20 protein-coding genes and 1 pseudogene are annotated in these 21,818 nt (G+C 61.3%); 6 read left to right on the top strand and 15 right to left on the bottom strand.

What is annotated here, in order from left to right; translation table 11 throughout:
- Positions 1-39 precede the first annotated feature (39 nt).
- From ATN84_RS23040 to ATN84_RS23095, 12 genes are all read right to left on the bottom strand, one after another.
- Positions 40-933 carry a substrate-binding domain-containing protein gene (locus ATN84_RS23040; protein ID WP_153020359.1) on the bottom strand — a complete coding sequence of 298 codons (894 nt, stop codon included), beginning with the start codon at positions 931-933 and terminating at the stop codon, positions 40-42.
- 176 nt (positions 934-1,109) lie between these two features.
- Positions 1,110-1,637: an SRPBCC family protein gene (locus ATN84_RS23045; RefSeq protein ID WP_068884856.1), complete on the bottom strand. Its 528-nt coding sequence runs from the start codon at positions 1,635-1,637 to the stop codon at positions 1,110-1,112.
- On the bottom strand, positions 1,634-2,668 hold the full coding sequence (locus ATN84_RS23050) for a vWA domain-containing protein (RefSeq protein WP_068884857.1): 1,035 nt from the start codon (positions 2,666-2,668) through the stop codon (positions 1,634-1,636). The genes ATN84_RS23045 and ATN84_RS23050 overlap by 4 nt, the downstream gene beginning before the upstream one ends.
- Entirely contained in the window at positions 2,629-3,183 is a 555-nt protein-coding gene (locus ATN84_RS23055; protein WP_153020369.1) for a hypothetical protein, read from the bottom strand. The genes ATN84_RS23050 and ATN84_RS23055 overlap by 40 nt, the downstream gene beginning before the upstream one ends.
- A 58-nt stretch (positions 3,184-3,241) precedes the next feature.
- Positions 3,242-4,285, bottom strand: a complete 1,044-nt coding sequence (locus ATN84_RS23060) for a vWA domain-containing protein (RefSeq protein WP_068884858.1) — start codon at positions 4,283-4,285, stop codon at positions 3,242-3,244.
- The gene (locus tag ATN84_RS23065) at positions 4,282-5,196 is read right to left on the bottom strand and encodes a hypothetical protein (protein WP_068884859.1); all 915 of its coding nucleotides are present in this window, start codon (positions 5,194-5,196) and stop codon (positions 4,282-4,284) included. Before ATN84_RS23065 ends, ATN84_RS23060 begins: the two co-directional genes overlap by 4 nt.
- Before the next feature lie 5 nt (positions 5,197-5,201).
- Positions 5,202-6,071, bottom strand: a complete 870-nt coding sequence (locus tag ATN84_RS23070; RefSeq protein WP_068884860.1) for a DUF58 domain-containing protein — start codon at positions 6,069-6,071, stop codon at positions 5,202-5,204.
- Positions 6,068-7,099: an AAA family ATPase gene (locus tag ATN84_RS23075; RefSeq protein WP_068884861.1), complete on the bottom strand. Its 1,032-nt coding sequence runs from the start codon at positions 7,097-7,099 to the stop codon at positions 6,068-6,070. Before ATN84_RS23075 ends, ATN84_RS23070 begins: the two co-directional genes overlap by 4 nt.
- A 164-nt stretch (positions 7,100-7,263) precedes the next feature.
- On the bottom strand, positions 7,264-7,575 hold the full coding sequence (locus tag ATN84_RS23080; protein ID WP_068884862.1) for a methanol dehydrogenase [cytochrome c] subunit: 312 nt from the start codon (positions 7,573-7,575) through the stop codon (positions 7,264-7,266).
- A 67-nt stretch (positions 7,576-7,642) separates the two neighbouring features.
- Complete coding sequence (moxG, locus tag ATN84_RS23085) at positions 7,643-8,218, bottom strand: cytochrome c(L), periplasmic (protein WP_068884863.1); 576 nt, start codon at positions 8,216-8,218, stop codon at positions 7,643-7,645.
- Between the two features lie 69 nt (positions 8,219-8,287).
- Positions 8,288-9,220, bottom strand: coding sequence for a methanol oxidation system protein MoxJ (gene moxJ / locus ATN84_RS23090; protein WP_082766467.1), 933 nt, complete (start codon positions 9,218-9,220; stop codon positions 8,288-8,290).
- Positions 9,221-9,410: 190 nt separating this feature from the next.
- Positions 9,411-11,294 carry a methanol/ethanol family PQQ-dependent dehydrogenase gene (locus ATN84_RS23095; RefSeq protein ID WP_068884864.1) on the bottom strand — a complete coding sequence of 628 codons (1,884 nt, stop codon included), beginning with the start codon at positions 11,292-11,294 and terminating at the stop codon, positions 9,411-9,413.
- Between the two features lie 675 nt (positions 11,295-11,969).
- Between ATN84_RS23095 and ATN84_RS23100 the strand changes: the two genes are divergently transcribed.
- From ATN84_RS23100 to ATN84_RS23115, 4 genes and pseudogenes are all read left to right on the top strand, one after another.
- A complete protein-coding gene (locus ATN84_RS23100; RefSeq protein WP_068884865.1) occupies positions 11,970-12,491 on the top strand; it encodes a hypothetical protein in 522 nt (173 codons plus the stop codon).
- Between the two features lie 15 nt (positions 12,492-12,506).
- Positions 12,507-14,045 carry an ATP-binding protein gene (locus ATN84_RS23105; RefSeq protein ID WP_068884866.1) on the top strand — a complete coding sequence of 513 codons (1,539 nt, stop codon included), beginning with the start codon at positions 12,507-12,509 and terminating at the stop codon, positions 14,043-14,045.
- A complete protein-coding gene (locus ATN84_RS23110) occupies positions 14,042-14,728 on the top strand; it encodes a response regulator transcription factor (protein WP_068884867.1) in 687 nt (228 codons plus the stop codon). The genes ATN84_RS23105 and ATN84_RS23110 overlap by 4 nt, the downstream gene beginning before the upstream one ends.
- Before the next feature lie 144 nt (positions 14,729-14,872).
- Positions 14,873-15,649 (top strand): annotated as a pseudogene (locus tag ATN84_RS23115) (ZIP family metal transporter).
- A gap of 100 nt (positions 15,650-15,749) precedes the next feature.
- On the opposite strand, the gene ATN84_RS23120 reads toward ATN84_RS23115, so the two are convergent.
- The gene (locus ATN84_RS23120; RefSeq protein ID WP_068884868.1) at positions 15,750-16,709 is read right to left on the bottom strand and encodes a LysR family transcriptional regulator; all 960 of its coding nucleotides are present in this window, start codon (positions 16,707-16,709) and stop codon (positions 15,750-15,752) included.
- A gap of 122 nt (positions 16,710-16,831) precedes the next feature.
- On the opposite strand from ATN84_RS23120, the gene ATN84_RS23125 reads away from it, so the two are divergent.
- The gene (locus ATN84_RS23125; protein ID WP_068884869.1) at positions 16,832-17,530 is read left to right on the top strand and encodes an HAD-IA family hydrolase; all 699 of its coding nucleotides are present in this window, start codon (positions 16,832-16,834) and stop codon (positions 17,528-17,530) included.
- A 22-nt stretch (positions 17,531-17,552) separates the two neighbouring features.
- Positions 17,553-18,848: an NAD(P)/FAD-dependent oxidoreductase gene (locus ATN84_RS23130; protein ID WP_068884870.1), complete on the top strand. Its 1,296-nt coding sequence runs from the start codon at positions 17,553-17,555 to the stop codon at positions 18,846-18,848.
- A gap of 20 nt (positions 18,849-18,868) precedes the next feature.
- Here the strand turns inward: ATN84_RS23130 and ATN84_RS23135 are convergent, their stop codons facing one another.
- Complete coding sequence (locus ATN84_RS23135; RefSeq protein WP_068884871.1) at positions 18,869-20,914, bottom strand: NADH:flavin oxidoreductase; 2,046 nt, start codon at positions 20,912-20,914, stop codon at positions 18,869-18,871.
- A 134-nt stretch (positions 20,915-21,048) separates the two neighbouring features.
- Positions 21,049-21,777, bottom strand: coding sequence for an amino acid ABC transporter ATP-binding protein (locus ATN84_RS23140; protein WP_068884872.1), 729 nt, complete (start codon positions 21,775-21,777; stop codon positions 21,049-21,051).
- Between the last annotated feature and the right edge of the window lie 41 nt (positions 21,778-21,818).

Here is a 21,818-nt window from a genome sequence, read left to right on the forward strand (position 1 = left end):
ATAAAGGCCACACACCCCTGCTATCCGCCTCAAGAAGGATTACTTCTTCTTCGTATAAACGCCGGGAATGATCGGCTGGTCAGCCGGAACTTCATCACCGGCCATCACCTTCACCGCCGTATCGACGGCGAGCTTGCCCATCTGATCCGGGAATTGCTGGATGACGCCGACCATGTCGGGATCGTTGTCCACGGCGGCGATCGCCTCCGGCATGCCGTCGAAGCCGATGACCTTGACCTTGCCGGAGAGACCGGCCGATTTCACCGCAACGGCGGCGGCAAGCGCGGCGTCGTCGCCGAAACCGAAGATGCCGTTGATGTCAGGGTTGGCCTGCAGCATGTTCTGCGCCGCCGAAAGCGCCTCGGCGCGGGTGATGCCGGTCTGCACCGCGACGATCTTCATCTCCGGGTGCTTGGCGATGGCCTCCTTGAAGCCCTTGACGCGGTTCACGACCGACTGAACAGTCGGATAATCGATGATCGCGACATTGCCCTTGTTGCCAAGTTCCGCGGCCATCAGCTCGCCAGCCTTGACGCCGCCGGCATAATTGTCGGTGCCGATATAGGAGGTCACCTCCGCGCCCTCGACCGGCACGTCGACGGTGATGACCTTGATGCCGGCGGCTTCCGCCCGCTTGATTGCGGCGACCGCGCCCTTGCTGTCGACCGGCGAGATGATCAGCACATCGATGCCCTTGACGATGAAATCCTCCACGTCAGCGAGTTGCTTGTTCAAATCCTGATTGGCGATCGAGATTTCGAGCGGAACGTCCTTGGCCTTAGCCTCTTCGGTGATGGCCTTGGCCAGCTCGTTATAGAACGGATGCTGCTGGGTCAGAAGCGAGGCGCCGATGCCCTCCGCCTGGGCGGCAATGGTCATGAGAGAGAGCGCCGCGGATGCGAGCAGCGGCTTCAAGATACGAGAAAAGGTCACGAATTCCTCCCGAATGTTCGATGGAGCCCAACGCTACGACGATCCGGCAGGCGGGCCCTTGGCCAGCCGACGCCGGCATACCAATCATAAAACTTTCCACGCGTCAAATTTAATTTCGATATACGTAAATTAACGGGAGGAGCCAAACGGGCGTCTCGTTCTTTAAGGCGCACCGGTCATTGGCGCGCCTCCGTCAGTTGTTCCAGGTTGTCGAGCCCGGCGCGGAAGAACGCCTTCATTGCTTCGGTTGCAGCGGCGTCATCCCGACCCTCGGCGGGGTAATTGCCCGTATCGGCGCGGTAGAAGCTGGCTTTCCAGACGACTTCGCTGCTTCCCCCCTCTGAACGGACAGAAAGTGTCGCCGAGTAGGAGCTTACCGGAAGCGCCTCCACATTCTCCTTGGCGAGGCGATAGGAATAGGCGTGTCCGGCAGCGTCATACTCATCAAGGCCCTCGGCGATCCGGCCGCCGTCCTTCAGCTCGATCGAGCGTTCCGCTCCGGCGCCATTGCCGCCCGTTCCAGTGCAGTTCACTACGAGAGGGTGCCACGCCGCGAGATTCGCGAAGTCGCCGATGACGGCCCAGATGGCTTCCGGAGACGCGGCAATGGTGACCTTCTCCTCCACCTTCTGCGGTGTCGGACCATGCGCGAAGGCAAATGATGTTCCGATTGCGATAAACAGCGCGGCGAGCAATTGTCTCATTGAGCCATCCTTTCGTTTCTGGAATGAGATGAACCAGGGCGCGGCTGACGAAGACGGAAGATCGGCAGGGCGCCATAGCTGGCAAGAAGTGCCGCCAGGGCAATGGCGGCCGGGATGGGGCTGAGGTCGGCCGTGGTCCCGATCATGCGCGGAGAGGCGCTTTGCGCCACCGCCGCGTCGAGCCGGGAGGCATCTTCCAGGCGGACATAATCAAGCCCTGCCCGGCGCGCCAGCGTCTGAAGATACTCCTCCCGCACCGAGGTGAGATGCTCGTTGCCTGTTGGAGCCTCTCCACCAAAAGGGGCGTTGCGGGGATGCCAGCCTGGACGGCTCGATGCATCGGCCGGCGGCAGGCCCATCCTGTTCTCCTGTGGTACGTCAGCCATGGCGAAGAAACCGGTCTCCCGGCCCATATCGTCGAATTTCGGGATCGGCACGAGGGCATTTCCCCCCACACCAATAAGAAGCCCCCTCACCTCGCCGGCTTTTCCTTCGAAAGGCGGTGGGCCCGAGGCGGAGAGCGGTGGCGCTTCATGACCGTCGGTCAAGAAAACGAGATCAGCGTCCAGGCTGCGCGCGATCTCCAACGCGCTGTTCAGACCGGAGGCGATGCGACTGTCGCCTTCCCATGCCATGCGCCATTCGAGCGAGCCAATTGCCGCCTCAGCCACAGGATAATTGTCGCAAAGTTCGACCGGCTCAAACAGGAGGAAGCTGCGGCGTTCGGTGAAGATGCCGAGCCCGACGCGCGAGCGGCATGGCAGCTGTGCGATCAAATCGCGCAATGTTCTCTTGACCGCGTCGAGGCGAGGCGCCGGGCTGCCGTCCAGCACATAGTCACGCGCGTTCATGCTGCCGGTGACATCGACGACAAGGAGAAGGTCATATGCTGCGCGCTGCATCGTCCAGCTCGGTCTCGCCAGCGCGATACAGAGCGCGACAAAGGCGGCGATGAGCAGGATGAAGCGGAAGTCCCTGACGGCGCGGGGCATCATGGCAACCCCTTCGGCAAGCCGGGAAGATCGGTCCATAATTTCTCCGGCGTTTCCTGCGGCGGCTCTTCGGAACTTGGCTGGATTTCCGGAAAGTCCCGCACCAGACGCATGGCGACATCCAGATTGTAACGGGCATCCCAAAGATCCGGACGAACCGAAAGCGCTGCACGATAGCCGTCCTTGGCCAGATTGATGAGCGGGATTGCCTGGTCGATCTTCATGTCCTCGATGAGGCGCAAGGCTGTTCGCAGCCGCGCATTGGCGAGGTCGTACTGGATCGCTGCAAGAACCCGTCGGTCGCCGCTTATCCTGACCGCCGGCACGAGCGCCTGCGCCTCATCGAGACGCCCCCGCCGCATCAGGAATTGCCCGCGGGCGAGCAATATCTCCGGTCGCGCCCTGTCGCCGACGGCGATATCCCGCCCGGTGGCAAGACCCGAAATCACGCGATTGTCGTTCCATGCCGAAAAGGCTAGCCAGCCCGAAACGGTAAAGGCGGCAAAAGCGACCACCAGCGTATTCACCAGCAGGATACTTTTCAGACGTTCCACAGACAGCAAGGGAACGCCAGCCCATCTGTTCCCGGAATGATGAAAAAGGGAGGAAAGATCAACCACGCTTGCCTCCCGAAGCCAATGTGAGCGCCGGCCGGTACGTCGCCCGAGACCGGCCCGTCAGGCCGCGCTCGGCAAGCTTGGCCAGCGCGAGCAGCGCGACGGACACAGCAGCGGCTGAATAACAAAGGTGCGAGAGATCGCGGCGGGGCATACGCTCGAAATAAAGGAGGGGCCGCATCTCCTGCCTGTCGATTTCGGCGATCGCCTGCTCGACGGCCCGCGGCGAACCTGCTTCGAAGGCACGATAGGGAACACCAAGAGTGGACAGGAAAAGGTGGAGATGGCGTTCAGGGTTGGTCTGCGGCATGTCCGGCTGCCTCGGATCGGGTGGATCGAAGATACCGCGGCTGCCCTTGGTCCGCAGGAACAGCCAGTAGAGATTGAGCGGCATGCGGGCGGCTATGCTGCGTAATGTGGCCTGCACCTGCCGATCTATAACCGCAGCGCCGTCAGAAACGAGAACAACCGCACGCGAGGCATCAGCGGTATTCTCATTGAACATGGTCATCGCGAGCACGAGGCCGCGGCCGACATCCGTCTTGGCCAGACCCGGCCGGTCAATCGCGGCGACTGCCGCTCTGACCGTATCATGATGCTGGGTGAGTGGTAGGACAGGCATGGGCGAGGTCGAAAAAGCCGCCACCCCGATGCGGTCGTGTGGCCGGCGCGCGACAAAATCCGAAATGAGCCGCCTTGCGGCCGCTGATTTCGAGACCTCGCCGCCGCTCGGCAGACGATTGGCGAAGGAATTGTCCATGCTGCTCGATCGGTCGAAAAGAAGCACGATGTTCGCTCCCTTGCCCACCCGCTCGACGAGTTGCTCCCGTCTGTGGAGACCGGCAAGACCGAAAATGATCATGGTGATTGCCAGAGCGCCGGCGATGCGCAATCCGATATCCATCACAAGGGAAAGCCGATCGTGGGGAATAGAAGCCAGTGAAGGATAGCTGGAGATGGAGAGCACCGTCGCCGCGAATGGCAGGAGCGCGAGCGGCAGGAGCAACAGCACGGCCGGCGTGTCGACGGTAAAATTCACGACAATCCCCTTTCCGCTTCGGCAAGACGGGCGCCGAGGTCAATGAGCACCGTCCGCGGCAGATCAGCCTCGGCGCCCCTGGCGTCAGCACCGAAGAAGGCGCGCCTCGACGCCTGGAAGAAGCGGCCGATCTCAGGCTCGAGCGGCCGGAACGCTGGTGCCGTTTTCAGGAAGGAAGACAGGTCATCGGCGAGCACCGCCCGCCCCGCGGTCGCATCGAAGGCGCGGTGCAGGCAAAGAAGACCGGCGCGATAAGCCTCTGCTCCCGATCCGCTCCTGAACGCCCGCCGGGCTGCGCGAACGGCTTGCACGAACGGGCGCTTGCGGCGCGTGGAAAAGGGCCACCATGCACGATTATAGGCGAGAAGGCCAAGCAGCAGCACCGAGGCAATGCCGGAGGCGATTGCGAGCGAAAGCCACCTTCGGACCGGGAGTATCATGGGGCCGGTATCGTTGCGAAGATAGACGGGGTCTCCGGTCCCGCGAGGCATGATCTCGCGCAACGGCGACATCAGAAAGCTCCAAGCCGGCACATTGGCCTCGACCCGATGTGCTCCATCCGTCGCGGTGACGGAAAATCCGGGTATCGCGAGTTCCCTTGGTTCGAGCGGCGCATAGAAGATCTGGTAATCCAGCGCGAGGCGATAGCGGTGCAGACCGCCATTGATTCCCCTGTCGTCCACCGCGACCGTTTTCAGGTCGAGCCAATAGGTGACGGGTCGCGGCCTCGGCAAGGAGCCTGCTTGCAGCGTGAACGGCTCATCCAAGACCACATCGACCTGGAGACGGATAACGTCGCCGATGAAATAACCGAAGGGCCGTGGGCCCAGAACCTCGATCGCACGCACCTGCCCTGCGGCTTCCCCCGTGACGAACATCGCAAGCAGGGCCAGGAAGAGGCGGACCGGCATGGCGCTCATCCTCCGACCAGACTTTCGGTCAATTTGTCCGGATCGAACCGGTCGACAAGATGAACCGGAAGATGACCACGCGCGCTGAACAGCCGGTCGAGTTGGACAAGACGGTCCTTGCGGGCGTTGCACCATTGGTCCCGCACGGCCGGACGCATGATCGTGAGCCGGCGACGGCCGGTTTCGAGATCCTGCAGCTCGACAAGTCCCCAGGCAGGAAGATCCTCGTCCTCGCCAGCATCGCGGATGACAACCGGCACGACGTCATGCCGCCACAATGCGTCGAGCACGCCTTTCAGTTGCTCAATGGAAAACAGGAAATCAGAGATCAGAAAGACAAGGCTGCGCTGCGTGGGGAGCCAGCCCGCGGTCTCGGCCAGCCCCCGCACGCTTGCACCACCTGGTCTGGCGTGGACCAGCCGATCGAAGACCTCGACCTCAAGGCCACGCCGACGCGCCGGCGGGATTAGAACATCTTCCCGAACCGATGAATCGCAACCGATCAGGCTGAAACGGTCGCCCGTCTTGTAAGCCGACAGGGCCAGTGTGGCGCAAAGCTCCGCTACAACAGGCATGCGCCGGACATGGCCCTCGAACCCCATCGAGCCCGAAAGATCCACAAGAGCGACCAGCGTGATCGCGCTGCGCGGGGCGAACTGACGCACCTGCACCTCGCCCATCGGATCCTGAAAAGTCCTGCGGAAATCGATGCGTCTGGGATCGGGATGCCGGAGCAGCGGCACATGACGCCGGAACTCGCCACTGCCTCCTTCTCCGGAACCGCGGTGCGCGCCCGGATGCACGCTGCTCGGTCGCCAGCCCAGCCTGTAGGGGATCGTCGACAGGGGCGGCAAGGTCACGACGCGTCCGCTCATGGTGCGGCCACCTTGTCGAACACCGCCCGGCACAGCGCGCGCACGATGGGCTCGCGCCGGAACTCGTAGACCGGATCAAGAAAGATCCGGTGGGCCATCACTTCGTTGAAAACATCCCGCAGATCCTCGGGAACCACCATGTCGCGGCCCTCGAGCCACGCCCGCACACGTGCTGCGCGCACGAGGAAAGAGACGCCGCGCGGACTTGCACCGCCAAGCACGAGACGATTCGTATCGACGCCTTCAATTTCGATGCCGTGTCGGTTCGGCCTGCGAACGGCCTCCCACAGCGCCACCGTGTAGGCCTCCAGCGCCTCGCTCGACCTGATGCCAACCTGGATCGCGCGGGCGACGATGGGGAGTTCCTTGAAGTCAACAACCCCTTCACGCACCTCCGCGACCAACGCATCGATGTCATGGAAACGTGGATCGAAAATCAACCGCCGCCGGTCTTCCTCTCCGACGGGCATCGGCACCTCGATTTCCATGAAAAAGCGGTCGCGCGCGGCGGCGGGGAGCTCGAATGTCTCTTCCCGCTCGACTTTGTTGCGGTCGGCGAATACCTGGAGAAAGGGGAACTTGAACTCCCGATCATAGGCCGTAATGCTGCGCTCCGCCATGAGGCGCAGCAGCAATGAATGGACCTGCGGCCGCGCGCGATTGATTTCGTTGAAAAAGAAGACGGAAAGATCATTGCCCCCCGCCAGGAGCGGTCCGGGATCAATCCGCGGCTTTCCCGACTCGGTGAGATGCGCGTGATAAATGAGATCGCCGGGCATCAGGTCCACTGTGCCCTCGACGCGCTGGAACTGGCCGCCTATGGCTCTCGCCAGGGCACGCAGAAGCGTGGTCTTGCCGACGCCGACATCACCCTCCAGCAGGACGTGCCCGCGGGCGAAGGTGGCAATGGTCAGTAACCGGATAACCCGCTCCTGCCCGAGAATGACCTTTGCTATTTCCTGCTGGAGGGCTTGGGCGCAGCCCCGCGCATCGCTCAGCGTCGTATCCACGTCGCGTGCCAAATGCATATTGGTTTTACCACTTCATGGTTACGCTCAAGACGACACGACCGAATGGACAGTGCGGAGGTATTTCCCCGCCTTCCCATTCGATACGCGGCGATGCCCCGCTGGCCTCCTGGTCAAGCACCATGGTGCCGGTCTCTGGCGCAACCAGGAGGAGTGGCATGTTTTCACTGAGCAGGAATTTCGCTGACGTCGTAGACGAACTGCCCCGTCTTCTTGAAATGCTCTACCCGTTTCTGATTGCGCTCCTCCATGGCCTTGATGGATTCTTGCTGCTTGTTCAGCTCCATCGGATCATGCTTCGGATCATATTTCGAACCGGCGATAACAGCCGGATAACCGGGCTTCGGTTCCCAGCAATTGCCCGGAGCCTTGCAGTTGGTGCCGTCATAAGCTCCCGCCGACGACGCGATGAGCGCCAGCGCGGACGCCCCCGCCGAGGTGATAATCGCTCGATTGACCCGCTTGGAAATAGACATCTCTGTTCTCCTCTCTCGTTTCCATCACCTTGTCATCAACGCCTGTCGCCGGCGTGATGTCGCTGATTCAATTGGGCATCGGACTACATTCGCCCGTAGCCGCGATGTCCGTCGGTTTCTTCCGGTCGGCGGAATACGGCTTGAATACCTTGCGCTGTTCCTCGTTGAGCCACTTCGCCTTCTTTGGATCATCCTTGTAGAGGTGGCGCGTCCAGGCCATGACAAGCAGCATCTCGTCCAGCGTAAGCGCGCTGTATTGAGGTCCCATCTGGCCTTGCGCGCCGCCATAAATCGTCTCGAAGAGACCCTTGTCCGTTTCGTTCTTCGGATAGGTCCAGTAATCGTCGTTGAGACCCGGCCCGAGCTTGCCTTCCCCGAGATGTCCGTGACAGCCGGAGCAGGCTGTCAGGAAAATCTCCTCGCCCTTCGGCAAGCAGGCGGGGTTTTCATTATAGGGATTGATCCCGGTTTCGAGGAACGTCTTGACCGCTTCCGTGTCGCGTCCTTCCTCCAGCGCGTCGTCAAGGTTCAATACCTCGCCGGTAACCGTATTGTTGAAGGTGAGCGCTGCATGGGCGCCCCAGGCACCTCCCACACTGGCAAGCGCACCAAGGAGAATCCAAGCGACTGTTTTCCGTTTCATCCTGCTCTATCTACCCGTCCGTTTTTCCAGAACCTGCTGCTTAATGACCCCCACTGCTTGCGCGGGCAGCTACGTATTTGGCTGCAGGAGCGGGATTCCCTCTTCCTTGAGAATGGCTTCGATCTGCGGCCGCACCTTCTGCAATGCCGCATCGATCTCGGCGCGCAGTTCGGTATCGCCCTTGCGCACGGCGATCGACTGGTCGAATTGCTGCGGTATAAGCTCTCCGCTTTTGGTCAGGCCGTTCTGGTTGACGACCTTCATGGTCAACGGCGTCGAGGAATTCTTGACGTAGCGCGCCACATCGGGGGCGAATGCCACCGCGGCATCGGCGGTCCCGTTCGCCACTTCCGAAACAAGCCTTTCGCCACTGACTTGCGTGTACTGATTGCGGCGATCGGTGAAGTTCACCAAGGAATACTGGTAGATCAGATTGTCTTCGTAGAGACCGGTCTGCTTCAGCATCACCTCGGCAGGAGAATGGAACTGGTAGCCGATCGTCTTGACCTTGCGCAGATCCTCGTCCGACCAGTTGTCGATCTCCAATTCGCTGTCGGTTCGCGTAACGAAGACATAACCCGTCCGGTAATAAGGACTGGTCGTAAGTACGCGCGGATCACCGTCATCGACGCCCATCACAACGTCGCAAGCACCCTTGTCGAGGAAGTCGCGGACGAGAAAGATCGAGGGCTTGTCGGTCCAGACGAATTCCGGCTGGCGGCCCATCGCACCGGCGATAGCCACCGCGATGCGATTTTCGAAACCGCTGCCGTCCTTGATCGTGTAAGGCGCTCCTTTCGTCGAGACGCAAATGCGAAGAACCCCGTCAGGCGCCTTCAGATCCGTCGCCACGGTACCCTTGACCGTACCTGCCGCCGAGGCAAGTCCCGTCGACAAGACAGCGCAGATCGCTAATCCTGCGGCGCCCCGCAACGATTTCGATCGATATCGCCTGGATATCGCCGGAGAGACCGACACGCGGTCCCTTTCAATACTGTTCATGATTGTTTCCTCCCAAAGCCCCGTTCCCGGAGCGCTTTTACGGTTCTTGCGGATCGTGGCGCGGACACCCGCGTGCGTGTGGCGCGGGTGTCCGACTTCCGCCGAGGGAACGTCGGCGCTAGGGATCACGCCGACAACGGCGAAGAATGAGAGCGGCGTCCGGGACCGGTCGAGCGCCACCCGTGTTCACTCAGGGCGCATATTCGCCGACAGTGAGGTCGTTGTAGGGGCTTTTCCCATCGAGCGAGAAGACCATCACGCCACCGCCCATCTGCGTATAATGCTGCAGGTTCTTGAAGGCCCCGACCGCGCCAAGTCCGGCTGTAGGGTCCTGCAGGTCGAACACCAGCCCAACGCCCGGCCATCCGCCGACACCGTACATGACGGCGACATACTGGGTGCCGTTGTGCTCATACGTCATCGGGTTGCCGATCACGCCCGAGGGAAGCTTGAACTTCCAGAGCAATTCGCCGGTATCGCTGTCGCGTGCCTTGATGAAGCCATCGAGCGTCCCGTAGAAGACGAGATCTCCGGCGGTGGCAAGGGTTCCGCCCCAGACCGCGAAGCGCTCCATCTTGTCCCATTTGAACTCCCCGGTGATGGCGTTGTAGGCCTTGATCTGGCCAAGGCCCTCGTAACCCTGGCGGTCGCCCTTCGGGCCGGGATACATGTTCAGCGTCGCGCCCACGAAGAACTGTCCCGCGCGATAGGGCAGCATGAACGGCTCCCAGTCCATGCAGATGTGGTTGATCCCCATGAAGAAGAGCTTGCGCTCGGGATCGTAGGAATCGTGGCCCTGATTGTGGTAGCCCATCGCGGAGGGGCAGATGTCGCGTGACATGTGATCCATGCGGGTCGCATATTCGGGATCGCGAACCGGCAAGCCGGTCTTGAGATCGACATGGGTGAAGACGTTTACCGTATCGTCGATCTTGTCGGCGGAGATCAGCTCGCCATTTTCGCGATCAAGCGTATAGACGATGCCGTTGCGGTCGGGATGGGTGAGCAGCTTGCGCATCTTGCCGCTCTTGTCCTCCTGCTCGCTCAGCATGATGACGTTGACGCCGGCATAATCCCATTCGTCATGCGGGGTCTTCTGGTAGCCGAACTTGGCCTCACCGGTATCGACATCGCGCGCCATGATCGTCATGGTCCATTTGTTGTCGCCGGGCCGCATCGTTTCGTTCCACGGCGCCGGGTTGCCAGTGCCGTAATAGACCATGTCGGTCTCCGGATCGTAGGCATACCAGCCCCAGTTGGTGCCGCCGCCGATCTTCCAGGCGTCGCCTTCCCAGGTCTCGAGCCCAAGACCCTTCTGGCCGTAATGAGGATTGCTCGCATTGAAATCGTCGCCGATGAGCACATCCCGATCGGAGCCGGTGGCATAGGCGCGCCATTTCTGCTCGCCGGTCTTGACGTCATAGGCGGTGAGATAACCGCGCACGCCGAGCTCGGCGCCTGAGGAGCCGACCAGCACCATGTCCTTCACGACGAAGGGCGCGATGGTCAGCGTGGAACCGACCTTGATGTCGGAGTTCTCCAGCTTCCAGTATTCAGCACCGGTTTCCGCATTGAGAGCGACAATATGCCCGTCAAGTTGCGTCTTCAGGATGAGAGGCGGCACCGTCCCGTCGCCCGGCCAATAGGCGAGACCACGGTTCACGACATCGCAGCAAGCAACCGCACGCGCCAGCGGATCCTGTTTCGGCTTATGGTGCCACAGGATTTTGCCGGGATTGTTCAGGTCCAACGCAAAGGTCGAGTTTGGAAACGCGCCGTGGACGTACATCTTGCCGTCCACGACGAGAGGCGCACCCTCATGGCCATGCAGCACACCGGTCGAGAAGGACCATGCAGCCTTCAGATCGCGCACGTTGGATTTGTTGACCTGATTGAGCTTGCTGTAGTGGTCCTGGCTGTAGTTCTTGCCCGGCATCACCCAGTTTTGCTCATTCTGCGACAGCTCGACCAGCCTGTCATTCGCGTTCGACGGCCGCGCTCCGCCGAACTGGACGCTGGCGACCACTACAGAGGCCAAGGCCACCGCCGATACCGATGTGAATAACGAATTCATGAATTTTCCTCCCGTTTCCGGGCTGCCGCCCGTGCATCAATTTTTGGCTTTCCGGCTGGGTTACTGAATAACCGGAGCAGTTATGCCGTTGAATCCGATAGGGTTTCCGCAGTTCAACATTGCGTTCCAGTCCGCCGAGCTGCTGCCGATAGCAACACCGCGGTCGCAAATCCTAGAAAGGTGGAACTGCCAGAGGTGCACGCATTGAAATCCTCCCGAGGCTCATGACCTTTGAAACACCCCGCTTGTCAGCGGGAGGCTGCAGTAGATTCATTTTATGGGAAGCATTTCCGACAGCGTGTCACGACCTAGCCAGGCGAGCAGCGGGCACCATATTACTGCCCACCTCACTTAGCCTCCGAAAGGCGATCATCGCTCCCTTAAAACGATGAGGCCCTGTGAAGCCAGAAACAAGAAAAGCCTACTTACACTTCAAACGACTGTCATTAGACATGCTTGCAAAAAGGCAGCGGACTTTCTGGCAACTTCACCCTTTGTAGTGGCAGCAAAATATCCCAATGGAAGGGAACTTCTGGCAAGCAAAGATGCCGTAGATTACCACGTGCGGTCTGGCTATTATAAATGTTCCACCTATGGATTTTCTTGTGAGGTCAAGTCGCGTCACGTCGATCCTGGTGGCCGAAGCCTGGACGGGTGACGACGGGAAATCGGACGATGTGCATGATATTGGCGGCCCGGCTTCAATTGGCGTTCACGCTAGCGCTCACGCTGACGCTCGCGGCATGCGAGGAAGAGCCGGAAAGCGAAGAGGCGCTGCGCCCGGCGGTCCAGGCGAATGAAGGGAGGACGATTTCGCAGAAGCGCTGGCTCGACCTCAACGAGCCGACGACGCCCGAGCTTTGGCTGGCGAGCCGCGAGGCTGGGACCGATCTGGCGCCCTCGGCCCCCGACGTTGAAGCCTTTCGTGATCTCCTCGCGCGCGCCGAGCGACGCTACACCGAGACGCCACGCATGATAGCAAATCGGGCCGTGCAGCTGGAGGAGATGCTCGCTGACCGGGGTATCGACGAAAATGCGCGCCAGGTGATCAAGGGCCTCACCGAGGCGGGCGCCGATGACAAGGGACGCGGCTTCGGCGAAACGGCCCAACATTATTTCAATGCCCGTGCAAACGGCGCCAGTCGAGAGGAAGGCCTGCGTCTCATACAGCGGCCAGAGGGAAAAACGCTGCGCTGATCTAACCGGAGGAGGATGGCAGAGCTCACCATGAAACACGAAATCGGCACACTGGCCCCTGCCGTGCGGGGATTTTCAGCAGCAACCGAAACGATATCCGGCCGCCTAACGCGCTGGCTCTGGAATGATCGCTCCATTCGGTGGCAGCTTCTCGCAACCTTCCTCCTGATCAATCTCGCAGCCGGAATCGCCGCCGCGATCACCGTTATCTACAACGCGCAGCGAGCGACCGAGATAGAGATCGCGGCATCGATGGAAGTGGCGGAACGTTTCGTCCGTGGCAGCGTCGAACACCTTGTTCAGGCCGGCAATCGTCTTCCTGCCGCTGAGGGTCTCCTGCAGATCAGCAATCTCAGGCACGTTCGCATCCAGGTCCTCGATAATGAGGGCAATCTGGTTTCTTCACTGCCGGCCGCCGCCAACATTGATGAGTCGGAAGAGGAGAGTGAGGTTCCGCACTGGTTCTCGGCTCTTATCAAGGTTGAGGGTCTACGCCGCGAAGTTCCGATCGTGTCCGGCAACCACCGTCTCGGGCTGGTTGTCCTGGTCGGCGAAGCGTCGGACGAAGTGGCCGAGGTCTGGCAGGACGTCACGGATCTGGCGATCGTAGCGATAATTCTCAATCTCGCGGTAATCGCGACACTCTATTTCGCCCTCGGCCGTATACTTCATCCGCTGGTCGACGTCTCGCGGGGACTGCGCGAACTGGAGAGAGGACATCTTCGTGGCCATCTGGCGCGCCCTAAAGTGCAGGAACTCCAACAGATCGTCGATCGCTTCAACGCACTGGCCGACCACCTTGCAGCCGCCAATGCCGATAATGCGAGAATCAATCGCCGATTGGTGACCATCCAGGACGACGAACGCCGTCAGGTGGCCATGGAGTTGCACGACGAACTGGGACCCTGTGTGTTCGGCATCCGCTCCAAGGTTGCCTCCCTGAAAAGACTCTCGGCCGACCTGCCCGGCGAGGTCGCCGACAAGATCCGGAAGCGCATAGACGAACTGAGCGAAATCACCGATAAGATCCGCACCATGAACCGCGATCTTCTCAGGCGGCTTCGCCCGATGGCACTGGGCAATGCCCCGCTAGCCGATGTGATAGCCGGCCTTCTGGCTGATTTTGAACGACATGGCGCTTCCTGCAATTTCTCGATCGAAACATCTCACCTGGCCCGGAGCTATGGGGATTGTATTGATCTCACAGTCTATAGATGCATGCAGGAAGGCATCACCAACGCCATTCAGCACGCACAGGCGAAGCATGTGGAAATCAAGCTCATCGAGCAGACGCGTCCAGGCGCCAATGACCCTGCTCCGGCTGCCGCTAACGAGTTACGCTGCATGATCCGGGATAACGGACGCGGCATCGCGCCTGGGACGCCGGCCGGCTTCGGCCTGACCGGCATAGAGGAACGGGTGCGCGCCATTGGCGGCAGTTTCGCCATCACCAATCCACCCGGCGGAGGTACTCTCCTCGACATCTCCCTGCCCCTGGAAGAACAGCGGCAGTTCATCACTGGTCCGGATCAACAGGCGCGAGGTCGGATATGACATGCGTCCTGATCATCGATGACCACTCCATCGTTCTGGAAGGTTGTCGGCATCTTCTGGAGGATATAGGCATCGGCAAGATATTCGAAGCCAGAAGCGTCATCGCGGGATATCGGCTGTACCGCCGTGAGCAGCCCGACGTAGTCATCGTCGATCTTGCCATGCAGGGTCAGGGGCTCGGCGGCCTTGACCTGATAAGGCGGATGCGCCAACAGGACAGCCGGCTTCCGATCCTGGTGTTCAGCATGCACGGCGATCCCGTAATCGTCAGTCGTGCGTTCGAGGCCGGCGCGACAGGATACCTGCTCAAGGATAGCCTGCCGGAAGACATGCTCGAAGCCTTTGAGACCGTGCGCCGCGGCAAGCCATACCTAAACCACGACCTTGCGGTTCAGGTGGTACTACTGGAGAGCCGCAACCGCAGCAATGTGCCTGCCGATGTGACACCGCGCGAATTGCAGGTGCTTGCCCTGCTAGCTGAGGGAAAGTCCTACAGCGAGATCGCCGACAATCTGGGCGTGAGCTACAAGACCGTCGTGAACGCATGCTCGCAGCTCAAAGCGAAGCTCGGAGCGCGAAACCTGCCGGAACTCATCCGGATGTCGCTGGAATACATCTCATCCTCGCCCGGTCGGAACGGAAGGACCGAGCTAGCCCACCATCGTGGGCAGTTGCGGGGGTAGAACGCCGTCCGCGGCCGATACCCCATCAAGATCATATCATTGTGCCGACGGGGAGCCGCCGGTCCCGAAGCCATTTGCGGCAGGTTCGGCAATCAATCCCTGAGCGACGCATTAACTTCATCTCACGATGAAGGATCTGCAGGCATGGACAACCAGTTGGTGCTTGTTCTCGCGACCGCCGCCGGCGCGGCATTAGCTTCCCTGCTGGGAGCCGTCATCGCGATCCTGCTCCAGCCGACGACACTGCTACTCTCCATCTTCGTGGGCTATGCCGGCGTACTGATGGGCACCTTCGCCTTCGAGATGATGCCGAAAGCGCTGGAGCAATCGACACTCCTCACCGCAACAGCCGGTTTCCGCCTCGGCTTCGCCCTGGTCTAAGCGCTCGATCTCCATGTCAATCGCGGCGCGATGGGCGGTGCGGAAGCCTCGCAGAAAAAATGGGTAAAGGGTTATCACAAGCGTCGCACACCACGCGGGGGCAAGGTGACGGTGCTTGCCGGCGCCACCAGCGCCGAGGAGCTAATTGAAGGCCTTACCATTGGCGTCAGCTCGGTCATCGATCCGACAGTGGCACTCATCACCGGTCTGGCGATCGCAATCGACAATATCGTAGAGGCGCTCAGCATCGGCGAATTGCTACGTGAGGAAGAGAGGGCGCACTACGCCTGGCCTGTCATGAAATGGACTGGTCTGATCGGGATCTCAGTATTTGGTTCCGCTTTAGCCGGATGGTTTCTTTTCCGCGGTTTGCCCGAGAACGTACTCGGCTTCCTGCTTGCCTCCGGCGCTGGAGGTATGTTCTATCTCACCGTGACAGATCTTGTCCCGGAAGCAGAGGAACATCACTATGAGGAATCCGCTGCAATCTCCGTCGCGGCCGGGTTTCTCACTATTTTCGTCTTGTCCGAGATGGTGTGAGCGATGATCCGGCCCTTTCAGGCACTTGCGGGATAAAGCCTTGCCGGTGCACCGGAGTGTCGGCTATTCGCGCCAATCCTGGCCGGTCCAAGCGGCAAGCCTAGCGACGACCGACAGCATCCTTGACGGAAGCAAGTGCGAGGTCCGGATATTGCGCGTCGATACGCTTCATATCGGCAATAAATTCAGTCTCCATCCAGCTGCAGATGTCGAAAACGACCGGCATTTCCGGATTGCGCGCGGTGACCAACTCGCACGTCCGGCCGGTTTTCATGACCGGGCCGACCGGCACGAGTTCACCGCGCGCCAGAAGGTAGGACACGACATTGAGCCAGCCGAGCGCGACCCCCTGCCCGAGTAATGCCGCCTGAACGACGACCGTATAGTCGGAAAACTGCAGGCCGCCAGGCTTTCTCTCAGCCCTGTCATCGGAAAACAGGCCCGACCAGTCCGGTTCCGCATTGCTGAGATTGATGATGCGGTCGACAGCCGGCAGGAAGGCGCCGGCGGGAGCATCCGCACCACGGAAGTGAGGAGCGCGGATCGGCACCAACAATTCAGGCATGACGGCGCGAGCCACATGGCGAGGCCCGCTGCCGTGATCGAAGCGCATGGCGATATCGACGCCATCGACAGATCCGCTGAGTGGCCCACTGATAAGCTGGAAGCGGATATCGACCTTCGGGAATTTTTCCTGGAAATCCGCCAGCCGGGGCATGAACCAATGCGTCGCGAAAGCCGACGAGGCCGACAGAACGACCGTTTGAATGCCTGAGCGCTGTGGCTGCCGCACCCGCAACAATGTCTTCTCGATTTCATTGAAGCTCGCCGAAATTCCGGAAAAAAGCGCACTTCCTTCCTCCGTCAGAACGGCGCCGGCACTCGTCCGGCGGAACAGGGCGATGCCCAGATGCGCCTCGAGCCGTCCGATCGTCCGGCTGACGGCGGGACCGGTCACGCAAAGCTCCTTCGCGGCGCGGGCAAATGTGCCGCAGCGCACCGCTGCTTCGAAGGTGACGAGCGCATTCAAGGAGGGAAGCAGGTGGCGAAGCCTTGCCATTACAAAATGTAACCTCCCCGATTACCATTTGTGGAATTGCGGCACTCTGCCCGCTCCTGTTCACTGAATGCGTGCTTCCACGGTTCGGAAGCTGATTTCGTTGAAAGAGAAAGGCAGGCCGGATGTCCTTCAAGCGTTTCAAGGTTCTGACATTCGACGTGGTCGGAACGCTCATCGATTTCGAGACAGGCATTCTCGATGCCTTCCGGTCGATCGGCGGGCCGGCGGCGGCAAAATTGACGGACGACGATATCTTCGCACCCTACCTGGCCGGCAGGGAGAAGTTCCCCGGACGCTCCAGCCAGGTCATGCGCGACGTCTATCTGTATGTCGCGCACGAACTTGGACTTACCGCCACCGACGGCGCGGCAGATGCGTTCCAAGCGTCCGTCCTGCAATGGCCGGCCTTCGACGATTCCGCCGAAGCGCTCGACCGGCTCCGCCGTCGCTTCCGGCTTGTTGCCATGACCAATGCCGACCGGGTGGCCTTCACGGCTTACGCGCATACGCTCGGCTGGCCGTTTCACGACTCCGTCACCGTCGACGAGGCGCAATTCCCGAAACCCGATCCGCGCTTTTTCTCCTATAATCTCGGCCGCCAGTCCGCCTTCGGCTTCAGGCAGGACGAGATCCTGCACGTGGCGCAGAGCCAGTATCACGATATCGGCGTGGCACGGTCGCTCGGCTATTCCGTCTGCTGGATCCAGCGCCGCATGAACCAGGAAGGCTTCGGTGGATCGCCCCATCCCGGTGAGGTGACGGAGCCGGATTTCCATTTCGCCACGCTCGGCGAACTTGCCGATGCCGTCGAGCGTGAATAGGCCGGAAGGAAAGGTATGGCCCATGCCAGATTCGGCCCATCCCCAATCGCTCTGGCGGGACACTGCCTCGCTCGCGCCGCGCCCGGTTGCGCTTTTGAGCGCGCTTAAGGCGGACATTGCCATCATCGGCGGCGGGTATACCGGCCTCTCCGCAGCATTGCGCGCAATCGAGCGCGGCCTGCATCCCGTCGTGCTCGAAGCAGCCGGGATCGGCTGGGGCGCTTCCGGCCGCAATGGCGGAGTCGTCTCCACGAAATTCCGTGTCTCTCTAAGCGACATTGCCCGGCGCCATGATCTCGAAATCGCCCGCCGCATGCACCGCATCGGCCATGAGGCGATGGACCGGGTCGAGCGGAATGTGGAAGAACTGAACATGGCCGATGCCGGCTTTGTCCGCACCGGCAATCTGCGCTGCGCCCACAACGACCTCGCCCAGTCCCGGCTTGCCGCCGAAGCGGAGACGGCGCGGAAGATGTTCGCAGACAACAGCCTGACCATACTCGATGCCGACCAGGTGCGGGAGGAAACCGGTTCGGCCGATTTCGTTGGCGGTGTGCTTTCCACCCACGCGGGTATCATTCACCCGCTGAACTATGCCCGCGGCCTTGCAGCGGCCATACGCTCGGGCGGCGGCGAAATCTACGAGCATTCGGCGGTACTGACGCGCAGCAACAATGGCAGCCGGGTGATCCTGACAACGGGGGGTGGTCAGGTCGTTGCCCGGCATGTATTGATCGCCACCAACGGCTATTCCAACATTACCGCCGCCACGGCGCCGGTGCGCGGAACCCTCATTCCCTTCCGCAGTGCCATGATCGCGACCGAGCCGCTCGACCCGGGTCTCAGGGCCACGCTCATGCGGCACGGCCGGAGCTATAGCGAGTCCCGGCGCATGATGCGCTGGTTCCGACCGGCGGGCGACCGGATGTTGTTCGGCGGGCGCGGCGCCTTCGGGCGCGAGGATTCCGCCTCCGCCTTTCATGCCCTGGAAACCGCATTGAAGCGGATGTTCCCCCAGCTCGTCGGCACCGCGATCACCCATCGCTGGTCCGGGCTCGTGGCCATGACGATCGACAGCTTGCCGCAGGTCGGTATGCTCGACGAGCGAACGGGCTTCGCTCTCGGCTACAATGGCGCAGGCATTGCCATGTCCAGCCTGATGGGCCGTCGCATTATAGACCTGATGCTCGGAGACAGGCCCGATCTCGGCCTGATGGAGCGGAACGGACCGAGGCCGATCCCCCTCTATTTTCTGCGGGAACCTGCGGTTCGCACGGTCGCAGGCTGGTACCAGTTTCTCGACCGTATCGGTCTTTGACGCCGCCGACATGGACATGGTCACAACGCACTGCATATCCGCAAGGCGTCTAGCATCGCGGCATGGATATTCCGGCTGGAGACGGCGTCGCCGATGCGGTGCAGTTCGAAGCCATTCTGCCGCAGGCGCGGTTGCGGCGCCACTCTCACCATGGCTTCGAGGTTGGTAACGCCGTCATTGGCCGATTGCCCGCGCAGTCCGAAATAGACCTCGTCCATCGGCACGCTGCCCTGCTCAACGATGACCTGGTCCACCAGGACACTCGTCACCTCCCGCGATATCTCGTTGAGGAAGCACGCCTCGAGCCGGTTGTCCCTGCGCTGGACGGCGAAAAGGCGACTTTCGAAAACAGGCTTCACGCCGATCTGCAGGAAACGCTTCTTCCATCGCAGCCGCTCGGCATAGGTCAGCTCCTCCGAAAGCTGGGCATCGATGGAGACATAGGTGACCTCCGCTCCCGCTTCGCGGGCCTGCTCGGCGGCAAGGGGACCGGGATGGCGGCCCGTACCATCATAGATCAGGACCTTGCCGCGCATCGGAACCTGCCCGGTGAGCACATCCCAGGTATTGAGACATAAATCCGCCCCTTCCTTAAGATCGATCTGTGGCAAGCCACCCGTGGCGAGGATCACGACATCCGGCTCGAGCGCCGCGATATCGGCGCTTTCCATATAGCTGTTGGTGTGAACAGAAACGCCGAGGCGCTGCAGTTCAGCCTCACGCCACTCGACGATGCCCAGGAGATCACGACGCCATGAGCCTGTTGCACCGATGCGGATCTGTCCGCCGAGATCGCTGCCCGCCTCATAGAGTGAAACGGCATGGCCGCGCTCGGCGCTGACACGGGCCGCCTCCAGTCCGGCCGGCCCTCCGCCGATGACGATCACCTCGCGGGCGCCCCCTTCCGCTTTCTCAATGACATGGCGCAATGTCAGTTCCCGGCCGGTCGCCGCATTGTGCAGGCAGGACGGGCGATAGGGCGATTGGCAATGCGTAGCGCCGACACAGGGGCGGATTTCGGCCTCGCGCCCGCTGGCGAGCTTTGTCACCAGATGCGGATCGGCGATCTGGGCGCGTGTCATGCCCGCCATGTCCAGCTTGCCTTCCGCGATGGCGAAACGCGCTGAAGCGACGTCCGCGATCCGCGCCGCGTGGAACACGGGAAGACCGACCTCGCGGCGGAAAGCGCCGACCGGCTCGACCCATGGCGCCAGAGGCGAGCCCATACCGGGCATGTTCTCTTCCGCCAGTGCTCGCGTCGTATCCATCGTGCCATAGATGGCGTTGAAAAAGTCGACGGCGCCCGCCTGCTTGAGGATGAGGGCGGCCTTGACACACTCCTCGAATGGCAGGCCGCCATCCGGGCCCTCATCCACCACGAAACGCATGCCGACCAGGAAATCGTCTCCAACCGCCTTTCGGATGGCTTCATGCACCATGAGGCCGAAACGCAGGCGGTTTTCCAGCGAACCGCCGAAACGATCGGTGCGGCGGTTGGTCAAGGGTGATAGAAATTGGCCGATCAGGTGGCCGGCCGCCAGTGTCTCGATCCCGTCCAGGCCGCCTTCCTTGCAACGCAGCGCGGCCCGCGCATAGGCCTTCACGACACGGTCGATGTCGTGTTCGTCCATCTCCTTGGGAATGCTGCGGTGAAGGGTCTCACGCACCGGCGACGGTGCGATGGTCGAAAGCCTGTCCCCCGCATAGGGATCGCCCCGGCGGCCGAGATGGGTGATCTGGCACATGAGCGCCGCTCCCAGATCGTGCATTCGCGTGCTGAAACGCTGGAGATGCGGGATGATCGCATCCGTGCCGACATTGAGCTGGCGGAAGATGTTGGGCGAGTCGCGATCGATATTGGACGAGCCGCCGAACATGGAGAGCGCCAGCCCGCCTCGCGCCTTTTCCTCGTGATAACGCTGGTAAGCTTGCTCAGGCATGCCGTCGACTTCCAGGCCACAGGCATGGCTGGTGCTCATGATGCGGTTACGCAGCGTCAGCTTCTTGATCGTCAGCGGCTGCAGCAGCGGGTCCTTGATATTCGTCCTGGCTTCCGGGCCGTTCATTTCTTTCTCCTGCCGAATTTCGGCCGAGCGCCATCAACCGCGCGAACGAGTTCGTCCGCACGCCGCCGTCGCCGGCCTGTCTGGTTAAATTCCGTGGTCCAGGACCCGAGGTCCGGGCCTATATTCATTCGATCCTAAAGTACCTGGCTCAAAAACTGCCTCGTCCTGGGATCCTTCGCCTTGGTGAAGAATTGATCCGGCGGACCGTGCTCGACGATCACGCCGCGATCGGTGAAATAGACATGGTCGGCGACCTCGCGGGCGAAGCCCATTTCGTGGGTCACGAGAATGCAGGTCATCCCCTCCGCCGCGAGTTCACGGATGGTCAGGAGCACCTCTTTCACCGTCTCCGGGTCGAGCGCGGCGGTCACCTCGTCGAAGAGCATGATATCGGGACGCATCGCCAGGCTGCGCGCAATGGCGACGCGCTGCTGCTGGCCTCCCGAGAGCTGGCCTGGATAGGCGTCCTCCTTGCCTTCCAGCCGCACCTTGGCGATTAATGCGCGCGCCCGTTCCTCGACCTCTCTCCTCGGCTCCTTGAGAACCAGCACCGGCGCCATCATGACGTTCTGCAACGCGGTCTTGTGCGGGAAGAGATTGTATTGCTGGAAGACGATGCCGACCTTCCTGCGCAGGGCGAGGAGATCGAGCTTTGGATCGTTCACCTCCTGCCCTTCGACCTTGATCGAGCCTTTCTGGATGTTGTTGAGGCCATTGATGCAGCGGATCAGCGTCGACTTGCCGGAGCCGGAAGGCCCGATGATGCAGACCACCTCGCCCTTCCTGACGTCGAAGCTGACACCCTTGAGCACCTCCACTGCTCCGAAGGACTTGTGAACGTCCCGCAGCGATATGATCGGCATGTCCGGCGACCAACTCGCCTGCGGGCCCGCTTCGCGAGCAT

It is taken from the genome of Paramesorhizobium deserti (assembly GCF_001558695.1).
GTDB lineage: Bacteria > Pseudomonadota > Alphaproteobacteria > Rhizobiales > Rhizobiaceae > Paramesorhizobium > Paramesorhizobium deserti.